This window comes from Granulicella sibirica (assembly GCF_004115155.1).
GTDB lineage: Bacteria > Acidobacteriota > Terriglobia > Terriglobales > Acidobacteriaceae > Edaphobacter > Edaphobacter sibiricus.
Map to the genome: position 1 here is coordinate 896,206 of NZ_RDSM01000002.1, position 25,842 is coordinate 922,047.

22 protein-coding genes are annotated in these 25,842 nt (G+C 61.2%); 2 read left to right on the plus strand and 20 right to left on the minus strand.

What is annotated here, in order from left to right:
• Positions 1-2: 2 nt before the first annotated feature.
• The 9 genes from GRAN_RS14660 to GRAN_RS26325 all read right to left on the minus strand — a co-directional run bounded on the left by GRAN_RS14660 (position 3) and on the right by GRAN_RS26325 (position 6,876).
• Positions 3-509, minus strand: coding sequence for an NADH-quinone oxidoreductase subunit J family protein (locus GRAN_RS14660; protein WP_128913740.1), 507 nt, complete (start codon positions 507-509; stop codon positions 3-5).
• 71 nt (positions 510-580) lie between these two features.
• Positions 581-1,642, minus strand: coding sequence for an NADH-quinone oxidoreductase subunit NuoH (gene nuoH, locus GRAN_RS14665; protein WP_128913741.1), 1,062 nt, complete (start codon positions 1,640-1,642; stop codon positions 581-583).
• Between the two features lie 40 nt (positions 1,643-1,682).
• Positions 1,683-4,082: a molybdopterin-dependent oxidoreductase gene (locus GRAN_RS14670; protein ID WP_128913742.1), complete on the minus strand. Its 2,400-nt coding sequence runs from the start codon at positions 4,080-4,082 to the stop codon at positions 1,683-1,685.
• A 7-nt stretch (positions 4,083-4,089) separates the two neighbouring features.
• Positions 4,090-4,386, minus strand: a complete 297-nt coding sequence (locus tag GRAN_RS14675; RefSeq protein WP_128913743.1) for a type II toxin-antitoxin system HicB family antitoxin — start codon at positions 4,384-4,386, stop codon at positions 4,090-4,092.
• Positions 4,383-4,568, minus strand: a complete 186-nt coding sequence (locus tag GRAN_RS27040) for a type II toxin-antitoxin system HicA family toxin (protein WP_128913744.1) — start codon at positions 4,566-4,568, stop codon at positions 4,383-4,385. Before GRAN_RS27040 ends, GRAN_RS14675 begins: the two co-directional genes overlap by 4 nt.
• Positions 4,565-4,906 carry a hypothetical protein gene (locus GRAN_RS14685; protein WP_128913745.1) on the minus strand — a complete coding sequence of 114 codons (342 nt, stop codon included), beginning with the start codon at positions 4,904-4,906 and terminating at the stop codon, positions 4,565-4,567. The genes GRAN_RS27040 and GRAN_RS14685 overlap by 4 nt, the downstream gene beginning before the upstream one ends.
• Positions 4,906-6,231 (minus strand): NADH-quinone oxidoreductase subunit NuoF, encoded by a 1,326-nt coding sequence (gene nuoF, locus GRAN_RS14690; RefSeq protein WP_128913746.1) that lies wholly within the window; start codon positions 6,229-6,231, stop codon positions 4,906-4,908. Before nuoF ends, GRAN_RS14685 begins: the two co-directional genes overlap by 1 nt.
• A complete protein-coding gene (locus tag GRAN_RS14695) occupies positions 6,231-6,740 on the minus strand; it encodes an NADH-quinone oxidoreductase subunit NuoE family protein (RefSeq protein WP_128913747.1) in 510 nt (169 codons plus the stop codon). Before GRAN_RS14695 ends, nuoF begins: the two co-directional genes overlap by 1 nt.
• The gene (locus GRAN_RS26325; protein WP_241654630.1) at positions 6,733-6,876 is read right to left on the minus strand and encodes a hypothetical protein; all 144 of its coding nucleotides are present in this window, start codon (positions 6,874-6,876) and stop codon (positions 6,733-6,735) included. Before GRAN_RS26325 ends, GRAN_RS14695 begins: the two co-directional genes overlap by 8 nt.
• A 9-nt stretch (positions 6,877-6,885) precedes the next feature.
• Here GRAN_RS26325 and GRAN_RS26730 point away from each other — a divergent pair, with 9 nt between their 5' ends.
• Positions 6,886-7,011: a hypothetical protein gene (locus tag GRAN_RS26730; RefSeq protein ID WP_277751218.1), complete on the plus strand. Its 126-nt coding sequence runs from the start codon at positions 6,886-6,888 to the stop codon at positions 7,009-7,011.
• A 148-nt stretch (positions 7,012-7,159) separates the two neighbouring features.
• Here the strand turns inward: GRAN_RS26730 and nuoD are convergent, their stop codons facing one another.
• The 4 genes from nuoD to GRAN_RS14720 all read right to left on the minus strand — a co-directional run bounded on the left by nuoD (position 7,160) and on the right by GRAN_RS14720 (position 10,485).
• On the minus strand, positions 7,160-8,416 hold the full coding sequence (gene nuoD, locus GRAN_RS14705; RefSeq protein WP_128913749.1) for an NADH dehydrogenase (quinone) subunit D: 1,257 nt from the start codon (positions 8,414-8,416) through the stop codon (positions 7,160-7,162).
• Entirely contained in the window at positions 8,416-8,913 is a 498-nt protein-coding gene (locus GRAN_RS14710; protein ID WP_128913750.1) for an NADH-quinone oxidoreductase subunit C, read from the minus strand. The genes nuoD and GRAN_RS14710 overlap by 1 nt, the downstream gene beginning before the upstream one ends.
• The gene (locus GRAN_RS14715) at positions 8,914-9,321 is read right to left on the minus strand and encodes an NADH-quinone oxidoreductase subunit A (protein ID WP_128913751.1); all 408 of its coding nucleotides are present in this window, start codon (positions 9,319-9,321) and stop codon (positions 8,914-8,916) included. It lies immediately after the preceding gene.
• Between the two features lie 96 nt (positions 9,322-9,417).
• Positions 9,418-10,485 (minus strand): prepilin peptidase, encoded by a 1,068-nt coding sequence (locus GRAN_RS14720; protein ID WP_241654638.1) that lies wholly within the window; start codon positions 10,483-10,485, stop codon positions 9,418-9,420.
• On the opposite strand from GRAN_RS14720, the gene GRAN_RS14725 reads away from it, so the two are divergent.
• The gene (locus GRAN_RS14725) at positions 10,437-12,452 is read left to right on the plus strand and encodes a glycoside hydrolase family 97 protein (protein ID WP_128913752.1); all 2,016 of its coding nucleotides are present in this window, start codon (positions 10,437-10,439) and stop codon (positions 12,450-12,452) included. The two genes, GRAN_RS14720 and GRAN_RS14725, sit on opposite strands and share 49 nt — an antisense overlap.
• Position 12,453: 1 nt before the next feature.
• On the opposite strand, the gene GRAN_RS14730 is transcribed toward GRAN_RS14725, so the two are convergent.
• The 7 genes from GRAN_RS14730 to GRAN_RS14760 form a co-directional block, all read right to left on the minus strand.
• The gene (locus tag GRAN_RS14730; protein WP_128913753.1) at positions 12,454-14,034 is read right to left on the minus strand and encodes an acido-empty-quinoprotein group A; all 1,581 of its coding nucleotides are present in this window, start codon (positions 14,032-14,034) and stop codon (positions 12,454-12,456) included.
• Positions 14,035-14,052: 18 nt separating this feature from the next.
• Positions 14,053-14,913 (minus strand): c-type cytochrome, encoded by an 861-nt coding sequence (locus GRAN_RS14735; RefSeq protein ID WP_128913754.1) that lies wholly within the window; start codon positions 14,911-14,913, stop codon positions 14,053-14,055.
• Between the two features lie 124 nt (positions 14,914-15,037).
• Positions 15,038-16,219, minus strand: coding sequence for an alanine transaminase (alaC, locus tag GRAN_RS14740; RefSeq protein ID WP_128913755.1), 1,182 nt, complete (start codon positions 16,217-16,219; stop codon positions 15,038-15,040).
• Between the two features lie 98 nt (positions 16,220-16,317).
• A complete protein-coding gene (locus tag GRAN_RS14745; RefSeq protein WP_128913756.1) occupies positions 16,318-17,862 on the minus strand; it encodes a cation:proton antiporter in 1,545 nt (514 codons plus the stop codon).
• Between the two features lie 18 nt (positions 17,863-17,880).
• Positions 17,881-19,293 carry a pyridoxal phosphate-dependent decarboxylase family protein gene (locus GRAN_RS14750; protein WP_128913757.1) on the minus strand — a complete coding sequence of 471 codons (1,413 nt, stop codon included), beginning with the start codon at positions 19,291-19,293 and terminating at the stop codon, positions 17,881-17,883.
• A 9-nt stretch (positions 19,294-19,302) separates the two neighbouring features.
• Complete coding sequence (locus GRAN_RS14755) at positions 19,303-22,371, minus strand: amidohydrolase family protein (RefSeq protein ID WP_128913758.1); 3,069 nt, start codon at positions 22,369-22,371, stop codon at positions 19,303-19,305.
• A 54-nt stretch (positions 22,372-22,425) separates the two neighbouring features.
• Positions 22,426-25,488, minus strand: a complete 3,063-nt coding sequence (locus GRAN_RS14760; protein WP_128913759.1) for a TonB-dependent receptor — start codon at positions 25,486-25,488, stop codon at positions 22,426-22,428.
• Positions 25,489-25,842: the final 354 nt, after the last annotated feature.

Here is a 25,842-nt window from a genome sequence, read left to right on the forward strand (position 1 = left end):
GGCTACTGCTCCTTCCGGGCGAGCACGACGGCTCCGAGGATGGCGACGAGGATGAGGATGCTGGTGACCTCGAAGGGGAGGAGAAGGCGAGTGAAGAGGACGGTCGAGATCTCGGAGATGTTGGAGACGGCGTTCGAGAGATAGCCGCCGATCTGAGCGTTGCCAAGGGCTTTGCTCTCGGAGAGGAAGACGAAGCTCAGGAGGCAGAAGATGGCTGCGGCTCCGGGGAAGCCGACGATGGTCGAGGCCCTGGTGCCGATGGTGTTCTCTTCTTCACCCGCATTGAGCAGCATGATGACGAAGACGAACAGGACCATGATGGCTCCGGAGTAGACGATGACCTGGGCGGCGGCGAGGAACTCGGCGCCGAGTGACCAGTAGAGGACGGCAAGCGACATCATGACGACGACCAGCGACAGGGCGCTGTTGATGGGATGACGCTGCAACAGCAGGTTCAGCGCGGCGGCTACCGCAAGCAGGCCGAAGATGAGGAAGAGTGCGAGTTGCATGGGTGCTGCCTGGTCCTTCCCTGTGTCTGATCGGTATCGGGTTGATTGTAAATGGGTCGCTGACTTTAGGGTCAGGGGTGAAGAGCCATTACAAGCGAAGTGACGATGATGTTGGCCATGGCGACAGGCATCAGGAACTTCCAGCCGAAGCCCATGAGCTGGTCGTACCGGAAGCGTGGGAGGGTGGAACGGACCCAGATAAAGAGGAACAAGAACGAGAAGATCTTGAAGACGAACCAGAGGACGGGGAAGATCGCGTTCAGAATGGGCAAGTTCAGAAAGCCGTCGAAGAGATGGCCGAAGGGGCTGGAAGCGCCGCCGAAGAACAGGAGCGTGGCGACGCAACTGATGGTGATCATGTTGGCGTACTCAGCCATGAAGAACATGGCGAACTTCATGGAGCTGTACTCGGTGTGGTATCCGGCGACGAGTTCGGATTCGGCTTCGGGAAGATCGAAGGGGGAGCGGTTGGCTTCGGCGTAGGCGCTCATGATGTAGATGAAGAAGGCAACGATCTGGAAGCCGCCGAGAATATTCCACGAGAGCGCGCCGTGAGCGGCCTGGGAGTCGACGATGTCGCGGAGGCGGAGCGAACCGGCGCGGAGGACGACACCAACGAGCGAGAGGCCCAGGGCGAGTTCGTAGCTGATCATCTGCGATGTTGCGCGCAGGGAACCGAGGAGCGCGAACTTGTTATTCGAGGACCAGCCCGAGAGGGCGATGCCGTAGACGCCGATGGAGGTGATGCCGAGGATGACGAGAAGGCCGATGTTGAGGTCGGAGACCTGGAAGAGATCTACACCCTGTACGCGGGTGACGGCTCCGAAGGGAACAACGGCGATCGAGACCATCGCACAGGTGAGGGCGATCATGGGAGCAACGAGGAAGAGAGGACGATCGACGGCGAGGGGCATCATGTCTTCCTTGAGGAAGAGCTTGATGCCATCGGCGAGCGGCTGCAGAAGGCCGAAGGGGCCGGTGCGTGAGGGTCCCCAGCGGTTCTGCATGCGGCCGATGACCTTGCGCTCGAGCAGCACCGTGTAGGCGACCGCCGTCAGGGTGATGACGAAGACGACGAGCAGCTTGACGATGCTGATGAGGAGGAACGTAACGAAGGGGCTCAGGTGGCTCAACTGGTCTCTCTCTGGTTCAAAAAATGCAAAAGGTTATGCCTTAGTCGGCAGCGGTCTGGCCTTCGATGTGAACGAGTTTCTGGGCGGCGAGGCGTGCGTCGTTGAGTTGCAGGTCGTCGAGCATGGGCGAGTAGCGGCCGAGGGTTCCGGAGGTGAAGAGCTTGTCCTTGGCCGGGAGGACGAGGTCGCGGCGGTTGTCGATCTGGACGAGCGGCGCGGGAGCGGCGGGGGACAGGTGCTGGTCGTTGCCGGAGAGAAGCTGGAGGCGAAGCATCTTGTCGTAGCCGGGGACGAGGCGCTGGATCTCGTCGAGGATGGCGTTCGCGTCGAAGGGGCTGAGACGCGGCTCGAGGTTGTTGGCGGTGAGCCAGACGGCGTGACGGTCGGCCTCACCGGACTGGGCTCCACGGGTCTGGCCCATGTCGGCTCGCGTGCCCTTGCCGAAGGGAACGAGGTCGCTGACCTTTGCACCGATTTTGTCGGCGAGGCGCACGATCATCTCGAAGTCAGTGCGGACGCCGGCGCGGTCGCCAGCCTTCGAGACGCGCTGGAGATCGCCGTAGCTATTGGTGACGGAGCCGGCCTTCTCGTAGAGGTTGGCGGCGGGAAGGATGACGTCGGCGATCTTCGCTGTCTCGGTGAGGAACATCTCCTGCACGACGACGAAGGTGTTCTTGAGGGTGGCGGGGTCGATGTCGTAGCGGGCGACGGGGTTGGCGCCGACAACGTAGAGAGCGGAGAGATCGCCCTTGGCGGCGGCGTCGAAGATTTCGAGCATGTCGAGGCCGGGGGTGCTGGGGATCGTCGTCTCGCCGAAGGTGGATGCGCCGGAGGCGGGGGTATAGCCGGGGAGCATATCGGGCAGGAGGCCCATGTCGGCCGCGCCGCGGGAATTGACGTAGTCGGAGAGGAGGGCGAACTTGCGGTTCGGCAGGGTGAGACCGAAGGCGAGGAGCTTCTTGAGGTCTGCTCCACGAAGATCGTTGCCGAGGAGGACGATGAGAGACTCTTCGGCGCGAACGGCGGTGCGGAAGGCACGGAAGGCGTCGGCGTTCTCGACACCGTCTAGGGCAGCCTCGTCGCCGGCCATGTAGCTGACGAAGGTGCCGTAGCCGAAGTCGGGAAGCTGGAGGTAGGTCTTTGCCTGGCGGGTGAGCTTGATCTGCTGGTGGTTCGCGATGTGGAGGCGGGCGGCGTTGATGCGAACGCTCGAGCGGAGGTTCCACGCCGTGAGGGGATTCTCGTTGGTGGGGTCGCCGCCGATGATCATGACCGCCGGGGCGTTGGCGACGTCGTGTTGCGAGGCGGTGCGGCCGGTGTGACCGGAGAGCGCCTGGGCGAGCGAGGTGTAGTCAGCGGTGCGGTGGTGATCAATGTTGTTGGTCTGGAGGACCGAACGGGCAAACTTCTGGAGGAGGTAGGCCTCCTCGTTGGTGATGCGGTTGGAGCCGACGACGCCAATGGACTTGCCGCCGCGCGTGTCGCGGAGTTCGCGAAGCTTCTTCCCGGCGTGGTCGAGGGCGACTTCCCAGGAGACAGGCTTGAGGGTGCCGTCGGGCTGACGGACGAGCGGGGTGGTGATGCGGTCGGTGGAGTTGGCGAAGTCGAAGGCGTAGCGGCCCTTGTTGCAGAGGAAGTCGTTGTTGAGGCCGGACTTGTCGCGATTGTCGCCACGAACGATCTCGGAGCCGTCGGTGGTGGAGCGGACGCCGAGGGTGGTCTTGCATCCGTCGCCGCAGTGGGTGCAGACGGTGGGGGTGTGGTTCATCTCCCACGGACGGGTCTTGTAGCGGTAGGTTCCGGAGGTGAGGGCGCCGACGGGGCAGGCATCGATGCACATGCCGCACTGCTCGCAGTCGACGTGGGCGAGGTCGTCGGGGGACTGGAGGGCGGGGATGTTGGGGGCGATGACAGAGGAGGAACCGCGGTTCTGGATGCCGAGCGCGAAGACGTCCATGCCTTCGCCGCACATGCGGACGCAGCGATAGCAGAGGATGCACCGGGGGCGGTCGAAGTAGACGACCGGGGACCACTTCTGCTCTTCGCGGTGGTTCTTGGGCTCGGCGTAGAAGCTGTCGGCGGCTCCGTACTTGAAGGTCATGTCCTGCAACTCGCACTCTCCGCCGGCGTCGCAGACTGGGCAGTCGAGGGGATGGTTGCCGAGGAGAAGTTGCAGGGTGGCCTTGCGGGCCTGGGCGATCTCGGGCGTCTCGGAGAAGACGACCATGCCCTCGGCGACCGGCGTGGTGCATGCAGTCTGGAGCTTGGGCATCTTCTCGATGCGCACGACGCACATGCGGCAGGCGGCCTGGAGGGAGAGCCCGGGGTAGTAGCAGAAGGCGGGGATCTCAAGGCCGGCGGTCTTGCAGGCCTCGATGAGGAGGGTTCCCGCAGGGGCGGTGATCTTGGTTCCGTCGACGGTGAAGGTTACGTCTGGCATAGGTTCCTTAGGCTGAGATCGCGTAGCCTGCTTCGACAGGCATGGGAATGGGGAGCCACTCGACAACGTAGTACGTTGCTTCGTTCTCCGGCTCGCGGGCGAAATCAAAGGTTGTCGTTACTGGCTGGGGCATAAGATCGTGATCGCTGGCCATCCAAGCAAGGTGAGCGGCCGCAGCCTCAAGATACCGTTCGCGGGTCTCCTCGAGGGTGTCGCCGAGGCCGAAGCAACCCGGAATATCGGGCGCGAAGGCTGAAAAACTTGTTTTTCCGGCTTCAAAAACCACCATGAATTCTGTCTTCATTTCAACCCCGCTTGCTTCTTCATCCGTCGGAGTGTTCCTAAAGGAATGTCGACGTTTGGATGTCCAGAGACGGTGACCTTACCGGGCTGTGTGGCGTGTACCCAATGCTGATGACTACCTTCTTGAGATTTTATAGTCCAGTGATCATCTTTCAATAATCGGGTGAACTCTCTGTATTTCACCGCTTATGCTGCTTCAGTCTTACGGAGTCTTCGAATAGCTTTTTAAACGAGTCCAAGTGAGCATCGACGTCGGCGGGCTTGAGTTCGGCAAATTTGTACCTGAACTTATCTCTTGGCTTGTCGCTGGGAACTTTCGAAAAAGTGATGCCGACAGATCTCAAGTGATCCAGAAGCCTCTCGTCATCAGTTGAGAAGCTAGTTCCGTCTGAGTACACTCCTGCTATATTGAGCCGCCCTGCTTTGAATGGCAGGTAGTCCTTCGCCTCACCCGGGCTCACCGCAACCGGTGCGACGGACTTCAATTTCAAATAAATCGCCTGCATCCCCGGAGTGATCATCAGTGTGCGGCTCCGACCAGTTCGCCGAGGGGCTTGATGGCGATGAGCGGGTGTTCGACGCGTTTGCCTTCGATGTACTCCTCGAACTCCTTGCGGAACTTCTTGACGAAGGCGATGGTGGGCATGGCGGCGGCGTCGCCCAACGGGCAAAAGGTGCGGCCAAGCATGTTTTCGGCGAGGTACTGAACGTTGTCGACGTCCTTCTTGTTGCCTCCACCGGCGTGGACGCGGGTGAGGGTCTTCTTGATCCAGTCCGTGCCTTCGCGGCAGGGGATGCACCATCCGCAGGACTCGTGCTGGTAGAAGTTGATGGTGCGCAGGGCAAACTCGACGATGGAGACGGACTCGTCAAGGACGACGATGCCACCTGAGCCGAGCATGGTGCCGGCCTTGCCCATCTGGTCGAAGTCGAGGCCTACGTCGATCTCTTCGGGCAGCAGGACCGGGCAGGAGGAGCCGCCGGGGACGACTGCCTTGAGCTTCTTGCCGTTCTTGATGCCGCCGGCTACGTCGTAGATCGCTTTCTTGAGGTTGTACCCCATCGGGAGTTCGTAGACGCCCGGGCGCTCGACGTGACCGCTGATGCCAAAGAGGCGTGTGCCGCCATTGCGCTCGGAGCCGAGCTTGGCATAAGCTTCGCCGCCCATAAGGAGGATCGGTGGGGCTGACGCGATGGTCTCGGCGTTGTTGATCACCGTGGGGCCGCCGTAGAGGCCGACGACAGCGGGGAAGGGAGGCTTGATGCGAGGGACGCCGCGCTTGCCTTCGAGCGACTCCATCAGGGCGGACTCTTCGCCGACCTCATAGGCGCCTGCGCCGGTCTGGGTGATGACGTCGAAGTCGATGCCGGAGCCGAAGATGTTCTTGCCGAGATATCCCTTCGCGTACGCGTCGGCGACGGCCTTCTCCATGATCTTGAGGAGGTAGCGGTACTCGCCGCGGAGGTAGATGAAGCCCATCTTCGCGCCGATGGCGAGGCCGGCGATCATGGTGCCTTCGATGACGGAGTGCGGATCGTGCAGGAAGATGACGTGATCCTTGCAGGTTCCGGGCTCGGATTCGTCGCCGTTGACGAGGACGTACTTGGCCTTGTCATTCTTGGGGACGAACGACCACTTGAGGCCGGTGGGGAAGCCGGCCCCGCCGCGACCGCGGAGGCCGGAGGCTTTCATCGTGTCGATGATCCACTGGGGGCCGTTGGCTATGCCGAGCTGGACGGCCTTGTAGCCGTCGAGTTCGATGTACTTGTCGATGTCAGTGGCGCCCTGACCGAAGCGTTTGGAGAGGACTCTGACTTCGTCGGGATGCGAGACGAGGGCTGGCATTACTTCACGTCCTTTCCCTGGCCGGAACGGTACATCTCGAAGACGGTGTCCATCTTGGCGGGTGTTAGGTCGTCGTGGAAGTCGTAGTTGACCTGGACGGCGGGAGCCCAGCAGCAGGCTCCGATGCATTCGACTTCTTCGAGCGAGAACATGCCGTCGGCGGTGACTTCCTTGTGACCGATGCCGAGGTGCTTCTTACAGTGGTCGAGAAGCTCGTAGCCACCGCGCAGCATGCAGGAGATGTTGGTGCAGACCTGCACGTTGTACTTGCCGGCAGGCTTGGTGCGGAGCATGGAGTAGTAGCTGAGGACGTTGCGGACGTCGAGCTCGAAGATGCCGATGCGCTGGGCGATCTCGGTGACGACGGCGTCGGAGATGTAGCCGACCTCATCCTGCGCGTAGAGCAGCATGGGGACGAGCGCGGAGCGGCGCAGGGGATAGATGGTGACGAGGTGGTCGAAGCGGGCGGCCGTCTCCGGCGTGAATATTGTGTTGGCGACTTCACTCACTGTGCATCATCTCCCGTGCCAGCCGCTCGGCGGCGATGTCCATCTCTTCTTCATGCTTGTCCTGCCCCGCCGCGGTGATGACTGTTCCGTGTTCGGTGAGGGCGAAGGCTTGTTTGCGTCCGTCGTCGTATTGCATGGTGCTGTGGTGAAACAAGAGCCAGTGGCTGCCGACGCGGAGGGTGATCTCTTCCGGGCCGACTTCGACTACAGCGTGGTGCGTGGTGTTGAGACCGTGGGCGGCTGCGTAGGAGCGAAGCAGGGAGGCCCATGAGGTCCAGAGTTCGGTGTGTAATCTGCTATCCAGCGCTACCTCAGGGCGGAAGCCCCACTCTCTTGCCTGGGTTGTGGCACGGCCAAAGCCATGCCCTTAAGCAAAACGTAAACGAGAAACCAAACGAAATCTTTGCCGGCCGATCCCTTTATCTGTCAATTTCGCCGAGAACAATGTCGATCGACCCGATGACGGCAACGACGTCGGCAAGCAGGCGGCCCTTGCACATCGTTTCAAGAGCCTGAAGCGTTGCATAAGACGGGTTGCGCATGTGAACACGATACGGTTTGGCGGTGCCGTCCGAGACGACGTAGTAGCCCATCTCGCCGCGTGGGGATTCGACGGCCTGGTAGACCTCTCCGGCTGGAACAGCAAAGCCTTCCGTCACAATCTTGAAGTGATGGATGAGGGATTCCATCTGGGTCTTCATCTGCTCGCGGTCGGGCAGGATGATCTTTGGGGCGTCGGCGACGATGCGTCCTGTGGGCATGCCGTCGAGCGCCTGCTGGATGATCTTGAGCGACTCGCGCATCTCCTGGATGCGAACGACGTAGCGGGCCCAGACGTCGCCCACCTTCGAGACCGGCACGTCGAACTTGAATTTTTCGTAGCCCGAGTAGGGCATGTCGCGACGAAGATCCCAGTCCACTCCCGAGGCGCGGAGCGGGGGACCGGTGACGCCGAGGGCGATTGCGTCTTCAGGGGAGAGATAGCCGACGCCCTGGAGGCGCCCGGTCCAGATCGGGTTGCCGGTGAGCAGGTTCTCGTACTGGTCGATGCGGTCCGGCATGATCTTGAGGAAGTCGCGGACCTGATCGTAAAAGTTGAGGGGCGGTTCGAGAGACAGGCCACCGATGCGGAAGTAGCTGGTCATCATGCGCTGGCCCGAGATGTTCTCGTAGATGCGCATGATGTCTTCGCGCTCGCGCCAACAGTACAGAAAGACGGTGAGCGCGCCGATATCCATGGCGTGCGTGCCGAGCCAGACGAGGTGCGACTGGATGCGGGTGAGCTCGTTGAGCATCACGCGCAGGTACTGAGCACGCTCTGGGATTTCGAGGGCGAGGAGCTTTTCAACCGCGAGGCAGTAGGCGAGGTTATTCGTCATCGGACAGAGATAGTCGATGCGATCAGTGAGCGGAACAACCTGCTGGTAGAACTTGGCCTCGCAGGTCTTTTCGATCCCTGTATGCAGATAGCCGATGTCGGGAGCCAGGCTGACGACAGACTCGCCATCGATCTCGAGCACGAGGCGCAGAACGCCGTGCGTCGAGGGGTGCTGCGGGCCCATGTTGATGACCATGTTCTGGCTGGCGGGTCCGGGGCGGCCCTGGTGGCGTTTGGCGTCTGCGACGACGTCTTCTACGCCCGGGTCGATCATGTCGGGAGCGGCAAGAGGTGCCATTAGCGGTAGCCCTCCACCGGATAGTCCTTGCGCAGGGGATGTCCCTGCCAGTCATCCGGCATCATGATGCGCTTGAGGTTCGGGTGTCCGTTGAAGTGGATGCCGAAGAGGTCGAACACTTCGCGTTCGTAGAAGTTGGAGGAGGGCCAGACATCCGTGATGGAGTCGAGGCTGGGCGAGTCGCCGTTGAGCCGTACCGCGAGCCGGATGCGCTGCTTCAGCGAGTGCGACACGATGTGGTAGCTGACCTGGAAGCGCGGTTCGGAGGGGTACCAGTCGACAGCGGTGCAATCTTCGAAGAAGTTATAGCCAGCGGCCTGGACAGCTTTGGCGGCGGCCACGATGTTCTCGCGGGCAACCGTGACGGTGAACTCATTGCGTTCGAACTTGGCGTCGGTCGCGATGGACTTAAGGGCGACGACGGCGGCGTTTTCGGGGAAGGCGGCGAAGACGGCCTCGGTTCCTAGAGCCCTGTTGGGATCGGGTGCGGCTTCCATCTAGAGATCCCCCTTATCGTCGGACCAGTTGAGGACACCCTTCTTCCATACGTAGAAGAGGCCGACGGCGACGAAGGCGATGTAGAGGAACATCTCCCAGAATCCGAACATCGCCTGACCCGTGATGGCGGGGAGGCGGCGAAAGATGACCGCCCATGGCAACATAAACACGGCTTCGACGTCGAACAGGATGAAGAGCATGGCGACCATGTAGAAGCGCACCGAAAAACGTCCGCGGGCGTCGCCGATGGGGTCCATTCCGCACTCATATGGTCCGAGTTTGGTCCGTGAGTTTTTGTGCTTGCCGATGAAGAACGATGCAGCGACCATGCCGACGGCCATGCCGATAGCGACGATGATCTGAAGCACGAGGGTGAGGTAATTCCAGATGTAGGGGTAACTCGCCATGGCCATCTTCGACTCTAGGACTGTGGTTGGCAAGTGTCAAGCAGCCAATGGATTGTGGGTGTTGCGGAGTGCCGGAACATTGACCGAGCGTTCATCCTATCGAAGCAGAGAGATGTAAGCGCTGATGATGTTCGTCCCGAAGAGGGACGCGGCCAGGCCTCCCGCGGCAAGGAAGGAGCCGAACGGCAGGCGCGTGGCGGAGGTTGCACGGCCTCGGAACAGGAGGAATGCGGCGAAGAAGGAAGCCGTCAGTACCCCCAGAAACAGGGCAAGAATGGCCGGCCAGAAGCCCAGGAACGCCGCGATCATGGCCAGGAGCTTGACGTCGCCCAGCCCCATGCCCTCGCGTCCGCGCAGGGCCTTGTAGGCTCCGCGAACGAGAAGCAGGAGACCGGCGGCCGCGAGGGTTGCGACGATGCGTCCGCCGATAAGGGCTTCCGGACCAGTAAGGAAGACATTCCCCTTTTCCACCGACATCGCGGCGGTAATCGGAGCCTTGTGTCGCAGAAGGACCTGGTCCTCCGTTGGGCCAAGAAAGATAGCCTGGGAGCAGACGAGGAAGAGCGCGATGGCGATGCCGGTGAGCGTGAAGGCGTCCGGCAGGAGATGCGTCTGCCAGTCCATCACGATAAGCCCGATCAGCAGGAAGCCAACGACGGCGAAGGAGATATCCGCGATCAGGACCTCCATGGTCTCCGCCCGGCCGATATACGAAGCGGCAATCGCGAACCAGACGCCCACGGCGAGTTCCACCACGGGATAGACAGGCGAGATGGCGGCATGGCAGGTGCGGCAGCGTGCGCGCAGGAGCATCCAGCTCAGGATGGGAATGTTGTCGTACCAGCGGATCGGGGTGTGGCAGTGCGGACAGTGCGAACGCGGGCTGATGACGCTCTCGCCTCGCGGCAATCGGGCGATGCAGACGTTCAGGAAGCTGCCGAATAGCAGGCCTGCGATGAAGCCGATGGCCTTCAACATGTGCAAAGGGGACACAAAGCAAGTATAGGCGGGTGGATGCGTGCGAAGCGCCGGTGCGAGGATCGCTTCTGCCGATATCGAGCCTGTATGCTTCTCTCTGTCGTTCGAGCCGTCTGACCCATCGGAGAGCCGCATCCATGCTGAACCGTTCTTTCCTGTTGCCTTCAGTCCCAGGTACTGTCGCATTCCTCCTCGTTGTTTCGGCGTCACCGTTCGCACGGTCGCAAGCGTCTCCGCTCGAACTGAAGTCGCCAGACGGTCAGTTGACTATGCGCTTCGATGTACGGCCGCTGAAGGACTCGACGAGCCAGGACGGGAGCCTCGTCTACTCGGTTCGCTTCCACGGCAAGCCGGTGCTTGACGATTCGGCGCTTGGGCTCGAACTGGACGGTGGAGCGGCGCTTGGGAGTATGGTGCATGTCGACCACAGCACTTCGGGGCACGGTGTCGATGACTACAAGCTCGCCTATCAAAAGGTGAGTTCCGTTCACGATGAGTACAACAGCCTCACGCTCGAAACGGCCGAGGCAGGTGGCTCGCATCGTAAGCTGAACATCGAGGCCCGGGCTTACAACGGTGGAGTCGCCTTTCGTTACGTGCTTCCCGAGCAGAACCACCAGGAGTACTTCCGGCTGAAGGCGGAGGACACCGAGTTCCGCTTCAGCAACGATGCGACGAACTGGCTGCTCGCGCTGCCGAACTACAAGAGCAGTTATGAGAGCGAGTATGTGCAATTGCCGACCTCCGCGCTTGGCAACCAGGGTGGCGTGGCGAGCAGCTTCCTCATCGGCATGCCAGTGCTGGCGCATGAGCCGGGGCTTGGGTGGCTTGCGTTGATGGAGGCCGATCTCGAGGGCAATAGCTCGATGTACGTTACGAATCCGTCGGGAAGCTGGGCGGGGCATTATCTCTCGGCGAAGCTTTCGCCGCGCTTCGATCATCCGGAGTATGCCGTCGAGGGCGGGCTTCCGCATCACTCGGCCTGGCGCGTCGTTCTTATCGCAGAGGAGCCTGGGCGGTTGATCGAATCGACGATTCAATATGACCTTAACCCTGCGAGCCGTGTTGCTGATACGAGCTGGATCGAGGCGGGGAAGGCGTCGTGGAACTGGTGGGTCGATGACGTCGATGCGAATAACAAGCCGGCGTTTACGACCGAAAACATGAAGCGATACGTTGACTTCTCGGCGGCTTCAGGCTTTCGCTACATGATGCTCGACGCGGGCTGGTCGGCGATTCGCGACCTTACGAAGCTCAGCGGGAAGGTCGACGTTCCGGAGCTTGTGCGGTATGCCGCAACGAAGAACGTCAAGGTGTGGGTGTGGTGTTACGCCGAGTCGGTGATGAGGCAGAGGACAGAGGCTTTTACTCAGTTTGAAAAGTGGGGCGTGGCGGGAGTGAAGATCGACTTCATCAACCGCGACGACCAGGATGGCATTGCGTTCTTCTACGACACTGCAAAGGAAGCGGCGGAGCATCACCTGATGGTGGACTATCATGGCGGGCACACGCCATGGGGACTTGAACGGACTTATCCCAACGTGATGAGTTACGAGGCTGTGCTAGGTGCGGAGCAGAATAAGGTTGGGCGGCGGGATAGCCCGGGAAACCGCGCAACGCTTGCCTGGACCCGCACGCTCGCAGGACCGATGGACTACACCCCCGGCGGTTTCAACAACGCCACGGAAGACGGCTTTGTCGCGCAGAATACCTCGCCCATGGTGATGGGAACGCGCGCGCAGCAGTTGGCACTCTATGTTGTCTATCAGAGCCCGTTTCAGATGGTTTCGGATAGTCCGCAGATGTATGAGGGGCGGCCGGAGTTTAAGTTCCTCAAGGACGTTCCATCGGCCTGGGATACAACGAAGGTGATCGGTGGGACGCCCGGAGAGTTCTCGACGATTGTGCGCAAGCATGGGGGCGAGTGGTATCTCGGCAGCATCACCAACTGGACGCCGCGCACGATGCAGGTTCCGCTGAGCTTTCTTGAGAGTGGGAGTTACACGGCAGAGATCTACGAGGATGCGAAGGATGCGGATCGCGAGCCGAAGCATGTGTCAGTCCGCAAGCAGACGGTGCACGCCGGCGAGACGCTGACGCTGCATCTCGCGCCGGGCGGAGGGTGTGCGATACGCTTCGCCCGGGCGAAGTGAGTTATTCGGCCTGGTGCGTGCCGCTATGCGGAGCGCGTGGCAAGGTCCACGCGAAAAGGACGCCGCCACTGCTCGTCAGGACGTACTGGTGGCCGTCCAACTCATAGGTGATCGACGGGCTGCTGATGTGGCCTCCGGAGCCCATGTGCCACAGAGTCTTGCCATCGCTTGTGTCGAGCGCGAGGAAGTTTCCTGCGACATCCCCCGTGAAGGTGAGGCCGGAAGCTGTCGTCATCACACCAGCACCGGAGCGGCCGTCGCCCAACTCGTGGCTCCAGCGAATCTTTCCGGTCTGGTAGTCGATGGCTTCGAGAACGCTTTTGCTCCACACGCCGTAGTCGGCGCCTGCCCATCCGTAGGTTCCGTCGGCGGGCTTCGCGAAGTAGATGCTGAAGCTGGGGGAGGCGTTGACGAGAAAGAGGCCGGTTTTGGGATCGAAGCTGGGAGAGCGATAGTTCGTCAGTCCGCCTTCATCCGGCGCGATGATGCGCCCGTCGGGAGCAGGTTCTTTCTCCGGGTTCGGGATAGGTTGGCCATTTTTGTCGATGCCCTTGGACCAGTTGACGGGACCGAAGGTGGTGGTCAGCAGGCTCTTTCCCGTCGCGCGGTCGAGGACGAAGAAGTAGCCGTTGCGGGAGGCCTGCATGAGCATCTTGCGAGGCTGGCCGTGGAAATCTCCGTCGACGAGGACGGGCGTTTCAACTGCATCCCAATCATGAGTATCGTGGGGCGATGGCTGGAAGGCCCAGGCAAGCTTGCCGGTCTCGGGGTTCAGCGCCACGATGCTGCACGTGTAGAGGTTGTCGCCGGGACGCGGCGCACCGGTGAGCACAGGCGTCGGATTGCCTGTGCCCCAGTAGACAAGGTTGAGATCGGGATCGTAGGTGCCGGTCATCCAGGCGCTGCCGCCGGTAGCTTTCTTCGCGGTGCCGACAGGAGGCGTGGCGTCCCACTGCCACTGCGTCTTGCCCGTCTCGGCGTCGATCGAGCGGATGAAGCCCTGGAGGTTATCGAAGTCGCCCGACGCACCTACGAGCACGTGATTGCCGACGATCAGCGGAGCCATCGTGGCCCAATGGCCCTTGGAGGCATCGGCTACTTCGACATCCCAGCGCACCTTCCCATTCTTGGGATCGAGCGAGAGCAGATGGGCGTCGGACGACATGTAGTAGAGCGAGCCCTTGTAGATGCTTACGCCGCGCTGGCCGATGTGAAAGGCCTTGTTCGGCGGAGCGGTGTAGCGCCATAACTGGTGGCCGGTGCGCGCGTCGATTGCCCAGATGTTATCCGGCAGCGTGAAGTACAGGATGCCGTCGACAAGGATCGGCGTGGCCTTGATCTCGAGGCTCTGGTTGGTCTGGAAGATCCACGCGGGGCTGAGATCCTTGACGTTCTGCGGCGTGATCTCGGTGAGTTCGCTGTGACGCTTGCCTGAGTAGTCGCCATGATATGCCGGCCAGCTATCGGCGGGAGGATGGGTGAGCCATGCGGCATCGACGTTTTGTGCAGACGACAGGCGGGTGCAGGCGAGGATGGCGGCAGCGGCCAGAGTCAGGAGAGAAGTGTTCCGCAAAGACGTCATATCTGGTTGACCTTTTACTTAGCGCAGTGTCTGCAGGTACGCCATCAGGTTATGAATATCCGCGTCGGTGTACTTATCGAAGAGCGCGACGTGTGCTTTGAAGGGGGCGTCGACCTTGTACCTGACGTTATCCGTTGGCCACGAGTGATAGATGCCATCCGAATCCGTGAGTCCGACGGTGAACTCGTCGATGTAGGAGAGCTGCCCGGTCAGGGTCTTACGGGCGGATGTGGTCACCGTCACCTTCGCCTTGGCGTCCGACGGGTAGAGCATCTGCTCTTCGAGCTTTAGCCCTTCGTACTTGCTCGCGATCCCGGCGAGATTACCCGTCGGCGAGTGGCAGGTAGAGCACGTTCCCGCGCCGTTGAAGTAGGCTTTGCCAGCCTCAACGTTGCCCGTCTGCAGGTCGGAGACATCGACTCCCTTGCGAACGCCGGTCTGTGACATCGCCTTATCCTGCTGCGAGTGGACGAACGCCACGAGGTTCATCACGTCCGTATCCGGCAGGGTGAAGCGCGGCATTCCTTTTTCGACGCGCCCACTCTTGATCACCGCGCCGATCGCCTCGCCGTTTTTATCCGAGGTGACGAGCTTGGACCGGGTGAGGTCGGGGCCGCTCTCACCGCCGCCCGCGTCCTTGCCGTGGCAGAAGGCGCAGTTTTGTTGAAAGAGAGTTCCGCCACTGTCGATCGAGGCCTTGGTGAAGACCTCGTGGACGGGCAGAGGGCCCTGCGAGCCCACGGTCGAGCGCGGGCGGGCGGCCGCTGCCGGGGTCGCATTTTGTGCGTGGCCGAAGGCTACGATGGCGGCGGACAGAGCCACGGGCGTAGCCAGCGCCAGGAAAGATTTACGAAGATTCGTTCCGCGAAAAAAGGTCATTGACCACCCGCCACTCCCATGGCACCGGCTCATTTGCAGCGACACCAAGCATATCTTGCTTTGGGGCAACGTTGCCAGAGTCTACGAAAGAGTAGTGATTCACCGTGGACGGAAGCCCTTGTCTTTATCGCAACTCAAACATTTGCTTGATGCCACGGAGCGCCTGGCGTGTCCGTGCCTCATTCTCGATGAGCGAAAACCGCACAAAGTCGTCGCCGTACTCGCCGAAGCCGATGCCGGGACTGACGGCCACCTTCGCCTGTTCGAGCATGAGCTTCGAGAACTCCAGCGACTTCAGATCGCGGTACTGCTCGGGAATCTTGCCCCATGCAAACATGGTGGCCTTCGGCATCTCCACCGGCCAGCCGAGCTTGTTGAGGCCGTTGACGAGGACATCCCGGCGCGAGCGGTAGACGTCGCAGATCTGCTTGACGCAGTCCTGCGGGCCTTCCAGGGCAAGGATCGAGGCGACCTGGATCGGCGTAAAGGTGCCGTAGTCGAAGTAGCTCTTGATGCGCGCGAGGGCGCCAACCAGCGTAGGGTTCCCGACCATGAAGCCGACCCGCCAGCCGGGCATGTTGTAGCTCTTCGAAAGTGTGAAGAACTCGACGGCGATGTCCTTCGCTCCCGGAACCTGCATGACGCTCGGGGGGACGTAGCCATCGAACGCGATATCGGCATAGGCCAGATCGTGCACGAGCCAGACGCCATACTCCTTGCAGACGGCGACGAGCTTCTCGAAGAAGGCGAGGTCGACGCACTGCGCGGTCGGGTTAGCAGGGAAGTTGACGATGAGGACCTTCGGGCGCGGGATCATCCGTGGAATGACGTCCTGGATGCGAGCGAGGAAGTCGTCGGTCGAATCGGTGATTGGGATGCTGAGAACGTCGGCCCCGGCGATGACCGGGCCGTAGATATGGATGGGATAGCTTGGGTTGGGCACAAGCACCGTGTCGCCCTTGTCGAGGATGGCCAGGCAAAGGTGGGCGATGCCTTCCTTGGAGCCGATGGTCACGATGGCCTCGGTGACCGGGTCAAGCTCGATCCCGTAGCGTTGCTCGTACCAGTTGCAGATTGCCTTGCGCAGCCGGGGGATGCCCTTCGAGAGAGAGTAGCGGTGCGTCTGCTGCTTGCGCGCCGCCTCAATCATCTTTTCGACGATGTGCGGGGGAGTCGCGCCGTCGGGGTTTCCCATGCCGAAGTCGATGATGTCCTCGCCGCGGCGCCGGGCGGAGGCTTTCAGCTCTCCGGTGATGTTGAAGACGTAAGGGGGGAGTCGTTTGATTCTTGGAAATTCGTCGCTCACGGTAGCTTCGATGATCGCATATGCCGGGTATCCCTCGCACTTCCCGGGAGATCGGAGAATTGCTGAATGGGTTACCTTTCGGCTCCCCAGGGGACAAATCAGCTCTCCTCGATCTGGCGATGATCTTCCGGCAGGAGGGTCAGTTCGCGCCAGTCCAGTTCTTCCTGGAGCTTGAGGTAGAGGTTCGCCCCAAGCTGGTCGCGGGTCCGCATGCGTTCGAGCTCCTTCCGCTCGGCGCGGATGGCGATCAGCCCGGTCTTCCGGTAGTCCTCAAACCGGCAGGAGACGGCTTCGCCCGCCGCACTGTCCCGGTCGAGCGAGTAGACGAAGCGAAGCTGCTCCGCCTCCGGGCTGGATCGATGGGACAGCGTGGCGATAGCAACGGTGGCAAGAGCCGCGCGTGCGCTCTGGAGCTCCCGCTCGCTGGCGTCTGTCTGATCGAGACCGAGCCAGCGGATGAGCGGGGCGAGGGTTAGACCCTGCACCACGAGCGTCACGAGAACGACAGAGAAGGCGGTAAGCACTACGGTGTCCCTGTGCGGGAAGGAAGAAGGAAGCGCAAACGCGGTGGCGAGGGTGACGAAGCCTCGAATGCCGCTCCAGCCGACGAGAATGCCTTGATTGAGCGAGGCGGGCTCCTTCTGGCCCTTGGCCCGGGCTCGCCATGAGACCACGCGATTGAAGGTGAGAACGATGACGAGCCGGATGACAATCACCACCAGCACAACCACGGCCGAGAAGCGCAAAGCCTGGTACAGATGCTCTCGCTGCATCTGCCTGACGATGGTGCGAACCTGCATGCCCATGAGCAGGAAGGCGAAGACGTTGAGCGCGAAGACGACCGAGCTCCAGACGGCGTAGGAGTGGACCCGCATGCGCGTGTAGTTATGGATGATCTCCGACGTCCGTGCCAGCGTCATGGCGTAGGCGACGAGGCTCAGGACAGCAGACAGTCCAAGGTGGTCTGCGGCGATCCAGATAAGGTAGGTTCCGCAGAATTGGAGAAGCGTGCCTCCGAGGCTGTCGCGCACGAAGGGATGGATGCGCCGCATCAGCAGGGCGGCCACGATCCCGAACAGGACGCCGCCGGGGGCAGCAAGACCAAGACGAATGGCGATTGGCCCGGTGAGATGTCCGTGGGCCACGACAGCAAGAGAAGCGTTGAAGAGGAGAAGCGCGGTGGCATCGTTGAAGAGGCTTTCGCCCTTGAGGATGGCATCCGTGCTCTGCGGAATAGAGGTCGAGTTGAGTACCGCGGTGGCAGCCGCCGCATCCGGAGGAGCCACCATCGCCCCTAAAGCCACGGCAGCGGCAATAGGAAGCCCAAGTAGCATGTGCCCGAGCAACGCCACCGCCGCGCACGTGACGAAGACCGCGACCACCGCGAACGTAACCAGCGGAACCCAGAACCGCCGAGCCGCGCCCGGGGGAAAATCGAACGCCGCATCCAGCAGCGCCGGAGCCACAAACAGCGCAAGCGCGGTCCCCGGATCGATCGGAATATCCGGAGCCCCCGGCACGAACGCCACCGCCACCCCAGCCGCCGCCAGCATAGCCGGATACGGCAGCGACAGCCGCCGCGAGATCTGAAGCAGCCCGACCGCGACCAGAAGCAGCGTGAGCAGACTCTCGAAGAAGGTCATGCGCCTACTCTACCGCCGTCACGCCTCTGCGAACCGCCGCATCACCGCCCACACCGCCCGCACATCCTCAGCCTCGGTCGTCACCGACCCCACCGACACCCGCACCATCCACCGCCCGTCGATTGTCGCCGGCGTCACATACGCCTCACCCGATCGGTTCACCGCCTCCGCCCACCCCTTCGTGTGCGCGTCCAACTCCGCCCCGCTCATCCCTTTCGCCTCATACCGCACACAAACCGTCTGCAGCACCACCGGCGCGAGTACGTGCCACCCCTCTGTCGCCTCCACCATCCCGGCCAGCATCTTCGCGTTCGCCATATCCCGCCGTAGCCGAGCCTGCAGCCCCGAAACCCCCTGCTCCCGAATCACAAACCACAGCTTCAACGCCCGAAACCGTCTCCCCAGCGGAATACCCCAGTCCCGCAGATTCTTCACCCGCCCATCCGCCGACGTCTGCAAAAAACTCGGGTTCGTCGACATCACCCGCACCAGGTGCTCCGGGTCCCGCACGTAATACAGCGAGCAGTCGAACGGCGCGCCCAGCCACTTATGCGCGTTGATGACGAGGCTGTCCGCCCCCTCGATCCCCGCCCACATCCACCGGCACTCCGGCAGAATCATTGCGCTGCCGGCCATTGCCGCATCGACGTGCAACCAGATCGCATGGCGGCGCGCGACCTCCGCGATCGCTGCGACCGGATCGATCGCCGTCGTCGCCGTTGTCCCGGTCGTCGCAACGACCGCGCACGGCACCCACCCCTTGGCGACATCTTCCTGGATCATCGCGTCCAGCAACTCCGGCCGCATTGCATACTTCTCGTCGCAGGGCACAAGCCGCACATTCTCCCGCCCAAAACCCGCCAGCAGCGCAGCCTTGTCGACCGAGCTATGGCTCTGCGCCGACACGTAGACCACGAGCGGCTGTTGTTCGGCCTGCAATCCGCCCCGGCTTAGCCCGTAGTTCGTGGCCCGCTCCCGGGCCGTGATCAGAGCCACCAGGGTGCTCGTCGAAGCCGTATCCTGGATGACCCCGCTCCAGGCCTCCGACAGACCGACCATCTGCCGCATCCACCCGAGCACGACATCCTCAACCTCGGTAATCGCCGGACTCGACTGCCACGCCAGCCCAAGGACTCCGAGCCCCGTGCTCGCGATATCCCCGAGCACCCCAGCCTCAAGCGAGTTAGCCGGAAAGTACCCAAAAAACCGTGGATGTTGCCAGTGCGATAACCCCGGCATCACCACGCGATCGAGATCCTTCAGCACATCGCCAAACGGCTCGGGGTCAATGGGTGGGGCGGAAGGCAGGGAAGCGCCGATCTCTCCCGGTTCGGTCTTGGCCATCACTGGCCTGTCCGCGACCGTAGCCCGGTAATCCGCCAGCCAATCGATCAGTTGATGCCCGTACGCGCGAAACTCTTCCGGAGTCATCCCAACATCCTACTTCGCTGGGCAGATATCCATGCCCACGTCCGACTTCACAAATGGAGCCATGATCTCCGCCACCGAGTGCATCTCTCCGTTCTTCATCACGCACTGCACCTTCGTCACATCCTTGATCTCGGTCAGCGGATCGCCCGACACGAGGATCATATCGGCGAGATACCCCGGCGCAATCGTCCCCAGGTCCTTCGAAACCCCCGCCGCCAGCGCCGCCCGGCTCGTCACCGTCTGCAGCGCCTGCCACGGCTTCAGCCCATACTTCACCTGCGAGATGAGGTTCAAGTGCAGGGACGTCGAAGGAAGATCCAGCGGAGAATCCGTCCCACCGATAAACATACCCTTCTGCTCGATGACGCCTTTCACGGTCGCCTCCTCCCGCATCACGCGGTCAAGGTTCGCGGTCTGGTCCGAGTGCATCGCCGCATCCCGGCCCTTCTGCAGACGGTCCTTCTCCCAGGGCGGAGCGAGGTTATAGCGGTTGTCATCCGCCATCTCCGGCATCTCGGCAATCACGCCCTGGTTCAGCAGCGTGCTCGTCGTCCACGTTCCCGACTCCGCCATCAGCGAACGCACATCCGAGTAACTCGCCCCCGTCATCGATCGCGAGTACGCATATCCCGTCCTCGCCGTAGCCGACACATGGCTCATCCCATCATTGCCAAGTGCGACCGCTGGCAGCAGGTAGTGGCCCGCCGTCTGCACGCCCATCGTCTCGTGCGCATACTTCACGCCTTCGACGACCCACGTGTACGGGAGCCTGACGTAAAGCTTCATGAAGTCGAAATCGAGCGCATGCAGCCTCTCGAACTCGCGATGCAACTGCGCCTCGCTCGTCGTCGGAATCATCATCGGGTAGTACGTTCTCTCGCCGTCGATCGCCTCGCCGGTGGCGAACAGACGAGGCCCCATCGCCGCACCCGAAAGGAAAGCCTCCTTCTGCATCGCCGCGCGGTAGGCCTGGTCCGCCATATCTCGCAGCGTCGTGATCCCGTACACCATCCAAAGCCGGCCCAGCCGGTCGCCATAGTAGATCGAAGAGTCCGAGTTTGGATGGGAGTGGTTCTCCCAGAGCCCAGGCAACAGCGTCGACCCGGGAGCTTCGATCACCTTCACCCCCGCCGGAGCCTTCCCGTGCGGGCTCACCGAGACGATCCTGTTACCCGCCACCAGCACATCCACGTCCGTCTGCGTCTCAGCCCCAACACCCGTCCAAATCCGCCCCGCATGGATCAGCGTCTTCTCGGAGGCGCTCGGCTGCATAGGCGTATACGTCAGGTTCATCGCGACTGGAGTAATCGCCTTCGTCGCCCGGTCCATCAAACGCATCTTGCCGTCCGACAGATACAGAATCTTCGAACCATCGCCGCTGTAAGTCGGGGCATCCGAGACCTCGGCGTTCAAAGCGACAGCCGTACCCGTCGGGTTCCCGACAGCGTCCACCGGCATGGCATACAGCAGGTCGTCCATGATGAACGCCATCTCGTTGCCCTTCGGCGAATACACGGGGCCATCCTCGGTCCGGGTCGAGATCGACTCAAACGGAGCCGGAGCAAACCACTGCGTTTTCTTTGTCGCAAGGTCGACTGAAAGAATCGAGCTCGTCCCTTCGCGGAACCGTCTCGTATAAGGCTTCACCGTCGCAATCACGACCGTCTTTCCACCCGGCGCAAACGCAGGCCGTCCCGGAAAGAATGTGGCCGGAGCCAGCGGAGACACCGCCCCTGTCGCCACATCTACTAACTTCGTCGCCCCATCCTGCTCCTGGAATGCCATCATCTTCCCGTCCGTGGACCACGCTGGAAAGATCTGTGCAGCCTTGGGCGACGGCGCCACCCGCTTCTCCGCGCCCGTGGCCATGTCCATCAGGTAGACGTTCTCGACGCCATCCTTGTCAGACACATATGCAAGCGTCTTTCCGTCGGGAGACCACGCCGGTCCCTGCTTGTAGTACGTGTCATGCGTCAGCGCCTTCGGCACCGGGTTACCAAGCGTCATCAGGTAAAGCTGGTTTAGCGCGACGAACGCCACCTGCTTCCCATCTGGCGATAACGCAGGCGAGAAGATCCCGAGCACTTGCTTCGAAGCCTTCGCATCGAACGCAAAGTTCTTCGCCTTATAAATTGGTCGCATCGACTCGATGCCTGCAGTAAAGGGAATCGCCGTCATCGCATGACCGGCAAGGTCGGCCTTCAGGATCTGCCCGTTAGCCGTAAACAGGATCGAATCCGCCGAGAGCCACACCGGCGGGAAAGGAAATGCGTCGTCATCCTTCACACCCGCAGGCCCGGTGACTGGGGTCCCATCCACCACAAGCCGCGCCGAGTCCACAAACATCCCCGCGCCAAAGAACTGCACATACGCCAGGTGCTTTCCGTCCGGGGACCAGCTCGGAGCCTCGATTCTTCCTACGGCATTCCCGATCGAAGCCACCGTCTTCGTTTCACCCGACGCAAGATCCTTCGCCTCGACCGTCTTCCCCATCACCCCGCCCACACCCGGAGCGCCCGTAACAAACACGCCGTTCACATAGGCAATCTTCTTCCCATCCGGAGACCACGCCGGCTCATACTCATCGTTCTCGCCGGTCGTAATCTGCGTCACCGCCCCACTCGCGACGTCGACGGTCCAGATATCGTACGAGCCCTTGTTCGCGCGGTCCGAAGCGAACGCGATCGTCTTCCCGTCCGGAGACCAGCGCGGCTCCCGGTCATCCCCATGCCCCATCGTGATCTGCTTCAGGCCCGTCCCATCCGGCTTCATCGTCCAGATATGAAACGTTCCGCCGGCGTAAGACTGGATGGCTACACTCGTCCCGTCCGGCGAATACTCCGGATGCGAAGCCTCCACCAAAGGCCCTGTCACCCGCTTCGCCATACCGCCTGCAAATGGAACCGAATAGATCATCCCCTGCAGATCCATCAGGATAGTCTTATGATCCGGCGACGCCGTCACCGCAAGGTCCGTCCCCTCATGCACGGTAATGATCTTGTGAGTCGCGGTGCCTTGGGCGAAACCAGCAAAGGGAAGACAGAACAGCAGAGCCGATACAGAAAGCGAAACGCGCATCGAGTAAAACTCCTCCAACAAAGCCGTGCGTCCGCGAGAGGGATACTCCCTCCGCTAGAAGGAAAACCGCCCAATGAATTGCAGCGACCGCGCGAAATATTCAACCGGGTTCCCCGTTACTGCCAGCGGAGTTCCATAGGCATTCGCGCCAGTGCCGATGCTCGCCGTTGTGGCGAAGTTTCCATAGTTCGAGTGGTTGAAGAGATTGAACGCCTCGACCGCGACGATCGCGTGATACTTCTCCTTGATCTTGAACGATTCCTGCAACCGCGAGTCGACACGATGATATGGCGTTCCGCGGAATCCGTCCCGCTCAAGAATCCAGTAACCATAACCCGAATCGAAATGAACCTTCGATAGTGGAGCATACGTCGTCACGCATGCGGCAACCGGGCAAGTCTGGCCCGGCGAGATCGGCTGAGCGGCAAACGTCCTTGTCCCAAGCGCGTAGCCATTCACGCTCGCCCCGGTAGCAGGAGCAAACGCCTGACCCGAGCCGAAGTGATACAGACTCGAGAGCGAAAGCCCGTATTTCCACTGGTATTCGCCGGTGAGCGTGAGCGTATGCCTCTGGTCGTCCGTTCCGTTCGCCCACTCCTGCTGAATACCCGAAGCGAACGGCTTGTTCGGATAGGAGAACGCGCCGTTGGTCGAGTTCTTCGTCCGTCCCCAGGTGTACGCGACCGCCGATGTGAACCCCCTTGTCGTTGCATGCTTGATGCCGACCTGCAAGGCGTCCGAGATCACGCCCGCGCCTGGATTGGTCGTGAACTGCCTCACCGTCGCGCCGAACAGGTTGTTGCAGACCTGCTTCGCGACGATGCCGCCCGGACCGCCGTTGGCCAGACTGCTCACGTTATCCAGCAGAATGCTCCCGTTGCCGCAGCTTCGAGTAGCGTAATTCGCGGCCGAAATCGCGGTTGCGGGATTGAGGTTTTGCTGGGGATTCGCAGGATTCGCGAGCAGGTTTCCGCTCAGCGCAATGAAATCGCCATACACCCGCGAGTGGACGAAATCAGCCGTCATGGTCGTCCGGTAGGGAAGCTCGCGGGCCATGCCAAAAGACATCTGGAGCGCATAGGGGGTCTTCGCGCCGCGTGCCACGGGCTGCGGAGCGCTGACATAGTTCGTGGGGTTAGCCAGTGGATTCTGATTCGCGAACGGATTCGGAAGAGAGAGGGCGGCGCCACCTGTGGACTGATTGGTCGAGATCGTGGCCTGCAACGCGCGCGCTGTGCTGCTGTAAAGCTGCTCGTCGATGATCGCGTTGGCGACCTGGTCCGCGAAATAGAGCCCTGCGCCACCACGGATAGAAGTCTTCCCATCTCCAAACGGATCGTAAGAGAAGCCAATGCGTGGAGCGAAGTTAGCATTGGGATTCGTATTCGGCGTCAGCAGACCGGGCGTCGGGACGTACGACGTGTTGTAGGCGCCAAGATCGTTGTCGTACCGCAGGCCGAGATTCAAAGTCAGCCGAGGCAGAATCTTCCAGTCGTCCTGGCCCCAGAAACCAAGGATGTTGCGTCCGATGCTGATGTCGTAGCTCCCAAAGCCCTGGGTAAAGGTCTCGTTCGTGTTGCAGTAGGCTCCGATGGCCGCATAGTTCCATGTTGTCGGATCAAGAGTTCCGTTTGGAAAGAAGTTCGCATAGTCCGCGGCACCAAGCGGGGTAGCGCGATTGGACGAGCAACTTGTCAAGCCGCCACGTGCATACTGTGCAAACGACCCACCGTGGAACGTGTACAGATACTCGCCGCCGACCTTGACACTATGTTTCCCCTTCAGCCAGAAGAGATCGTCGCGATACTGCTGCGTATCCTGGCTGAACGTCTCCGGCTGGTTATACGCTTCACCAACCGTAACCGTCGGAAGGGCAACCACGATGGAATTGTTGTTGTAGTAGGGGAGGTTCTGGAAGACAAAGTGGTGATAGCCCGCGTGAACATCGTTGATCAGCCGATCGTTGATGCTGCGGTCCCAATCGAAGACATAACCATAACTCGAGTAAGCCGATGAGTAGGACGAGCTAGGCTCAGGCGCTCCAACAAAATCGAGCGTGTTATTGAACTTGTCCCCACGCAGAAGGAAGTGGTTCTTATCGTTCCTCTGGTAGTCGAGACGTCCGAGCCACTCATTCACCTTGAGCGTCGACGGATGGGAAAACGCACTGCCAATGATCGGCGAAGCGGTATAAGTCGTGGGCGAATGCTCTCCTTCGTACGAGCCGAAGTACCAGAGCTTATCCCGTTTGATCTTGCCGCCGAACGTTCCGCCATACTGCTCATCGGCAAACGTGTTGACCTTCTTGCTGATCGGATCGGAGGCATTGAAAGCGGAGTTGCGGAAGTAGCCAAAGCCACCGCCGTGGATAACGTTTGTGCCGGTCTTGGTCTGCGCGTTGACGTAGATTCCAGCCGAACGCCCAGCCGTTGCATCGAAACGGTTCGTGATGATCTGGAACTGCGAGATCGCATCCTGCGAGAAGCGTGGCTGTCCGAAGCTTGATCCTACCGAGTCCTGCGAGACCTGTAGACCGTCCATCGTGATCTGGAACTTACCTGTCTCCGCATCGCCATACGAGGCCCCACCCGGAGCCGAGACCGGGGAGTTGCCGAAGGCATTCGCCTTGATGCCAGGAATCAATGTAGAAAGCGCGATGTAGTTGCGCCCATTGATCGGCACATCCTCGACCTCTTTCGGCGTCACATTTCCCGCGACCACTGAAGAGGTGGTATCGATCGCTAACTGATCGCCCGCCGAAACCTCGGCGACAGCGGAAGCACTCGCAACTGGAAGCGTGAAATCCACCTGCGCCAACTGCCCTACAAGCAGAAGCACTCTCTTTTCAACCGTCGCGAACCCAGATGCGCTCACCTTGATCGTGTAGTCGGCGGCCAGCAGGCTCGGAAACACGTACGATCCCTGCGCATTCGTCGTGGCGAAGAAGGATGACCCATCCATCTCCTTGACCTCTACCTTCGCTCCCTGCAGCACGCCGCCCTGCACATCGACGACGACGCCGCTAATTCCTGTCTGTTGCGCCCGCAGATCAGGACAAACCACCAGCAGGCTAAGCAGGACGACAAGGAAGGGAAGCGCACGATAGAACATCTTCATGTATCGGAGGACCTCGCATCAGGGGTTCAGGAGCGTGAGGGCGTTGCGTCTGGAAGGGATAAAGGGTTCATGGCTGACGCATGACACGCGTCGCAAGAGTGGCCGCTGAAGTGAAGCCGTCGCCAGGCGAGTGTTGCTCCCGCGCCCGCCTGCAGTGGATCGTTTCAATGAAGTAATCGAAGCGTAAGTTGATCTGCCGATAGTGTCCAATCGAATCTTTTTGTTCCTTGATAGAGAAACCCGATCAGTGGGCCTTGACTTCGACTGCAACCCGGTTGACACTTGGGCTGTCGGCTTCATCTTTTCTTCAAATCCTAACGTTCCGCCACGCGATGCCTTCTCTCTTCGTGGTGG

Coding starts and splice junctions, on each gene's coding strand:
- GRAN_RS14660 (WP_128913740.1), bottom strand. CDS start 509: ATGCAACTCGCACTCTTCCTCATCTTCGGCCTGCTTGCGGTAGCCGCC.
- GRAN_RS14670 (WP_128913742.1), bottom strand. CDS start 4,082: ATGCCAGACGTAACCTTCACCGTCGACGGAACCAAGATCACCGCCCCT.
- GRAN_RS14675 (WP_128913743.1), bottom strand. CDS start 4,386: ATGAAGACAGAATTCATGGTGGTTTTTGAAGCCGGAAAAACAAGTTTT.
- GRAN_RS14685 (WP_128913745.1), bottom strand. CDS start 4,906: ATGATCACTCCGGGGATGCAGGCGATTTATTTGAAATTGAAGTCCGTC.
- nuoF (WP_128913746.1), bottom strand. CDS start 6,231: ATGCCAGCCCTCGTCTCGCATCCCGACGAAGTCAGAGTCCTCTCCAAA.
- GRAN_RS26325 (WP_241654630.1), bottom strand. CDS start 6,876: ATGCAATACGACGACGGACGCAAACAAGCCTTCGCCCTCACCGAACAC.
- nuoD (WP_128913749.1), bottom strand. CDS start 8,416: ATGGCACCTCTTGCCGCTCCCGACATGATCGACCCGGGCGTAGAAGAC.
- GRAN_RS14710 (WP_128913750.1), bottom strand. CDS start 8,913: ATGGAAGCCGCACCCGATCCCAACAGGGCTCTAGGAACCGAGGCCGTC.
- GRAN_RS14715 (WP_128913751.1), bottom strand. CDS start 9,321: ATGGCGAGTTACCCCTACATCTGGAATTACCTCACCCTCGTGCTTCAG.
- GRAN_RS14725 (WP_128913752.1), top strand. CDS start 10,437: ATGCTGAACCGTTCTTTCCTGTTGCCTTCAGTCCCAGGTACTGTCGCA.
- GRAN_RS14720 (WP_241654638.1), bottom strand. CDS start 10,485: ATGCGACAGTACCTGGGACTGAAGGCAACAGGAAAGAACGGTTCAGCA.
- GRAN_RS14730 (WP_128913753.1), bottom strand. CDS start 14,034: ATGACGTCTTTGCGGAACACTTCTCTCCTGACTCTGGCCGCTGCCGCC.
- GRAN_RS14735 (WP_128913754.1), bottom strand. CDS start 14,913: ATGACCTTTTTTCGCGGAACGAATCTTCGTAAATCTTTCCTGGCGCTG.
- GRAN_RS14745 (WP_128913756.1), bottom strand. CDS start 17,862: ATGACCTTCTTCGAGAGTCTGCTCACGCTGCTTCTGGTCGCGGTCGGG.
- GRAN_RS14750 (WP_128913757.1), bottom strand. CDS start 19,293: ATGACTCCGGAAGAGTTTCGCGCGTACGGGCATCAACTGATCGATTGG.
- GRAN_RS14755 (WP_128913758.1), bottom strand. CDS start 22,371: ATGCGCGTTTCGCTTTCTGTATCGGCTCTGCTGTTCTGTCTTCCCTTT.
- GRAN_RS14760 (WP_128913759.1), bottom strand. CDS start 25,488: ATGAAGATGTTCTATCGTGCGCTTCCCTTCCTTGTCGTCCTGCTTAGC.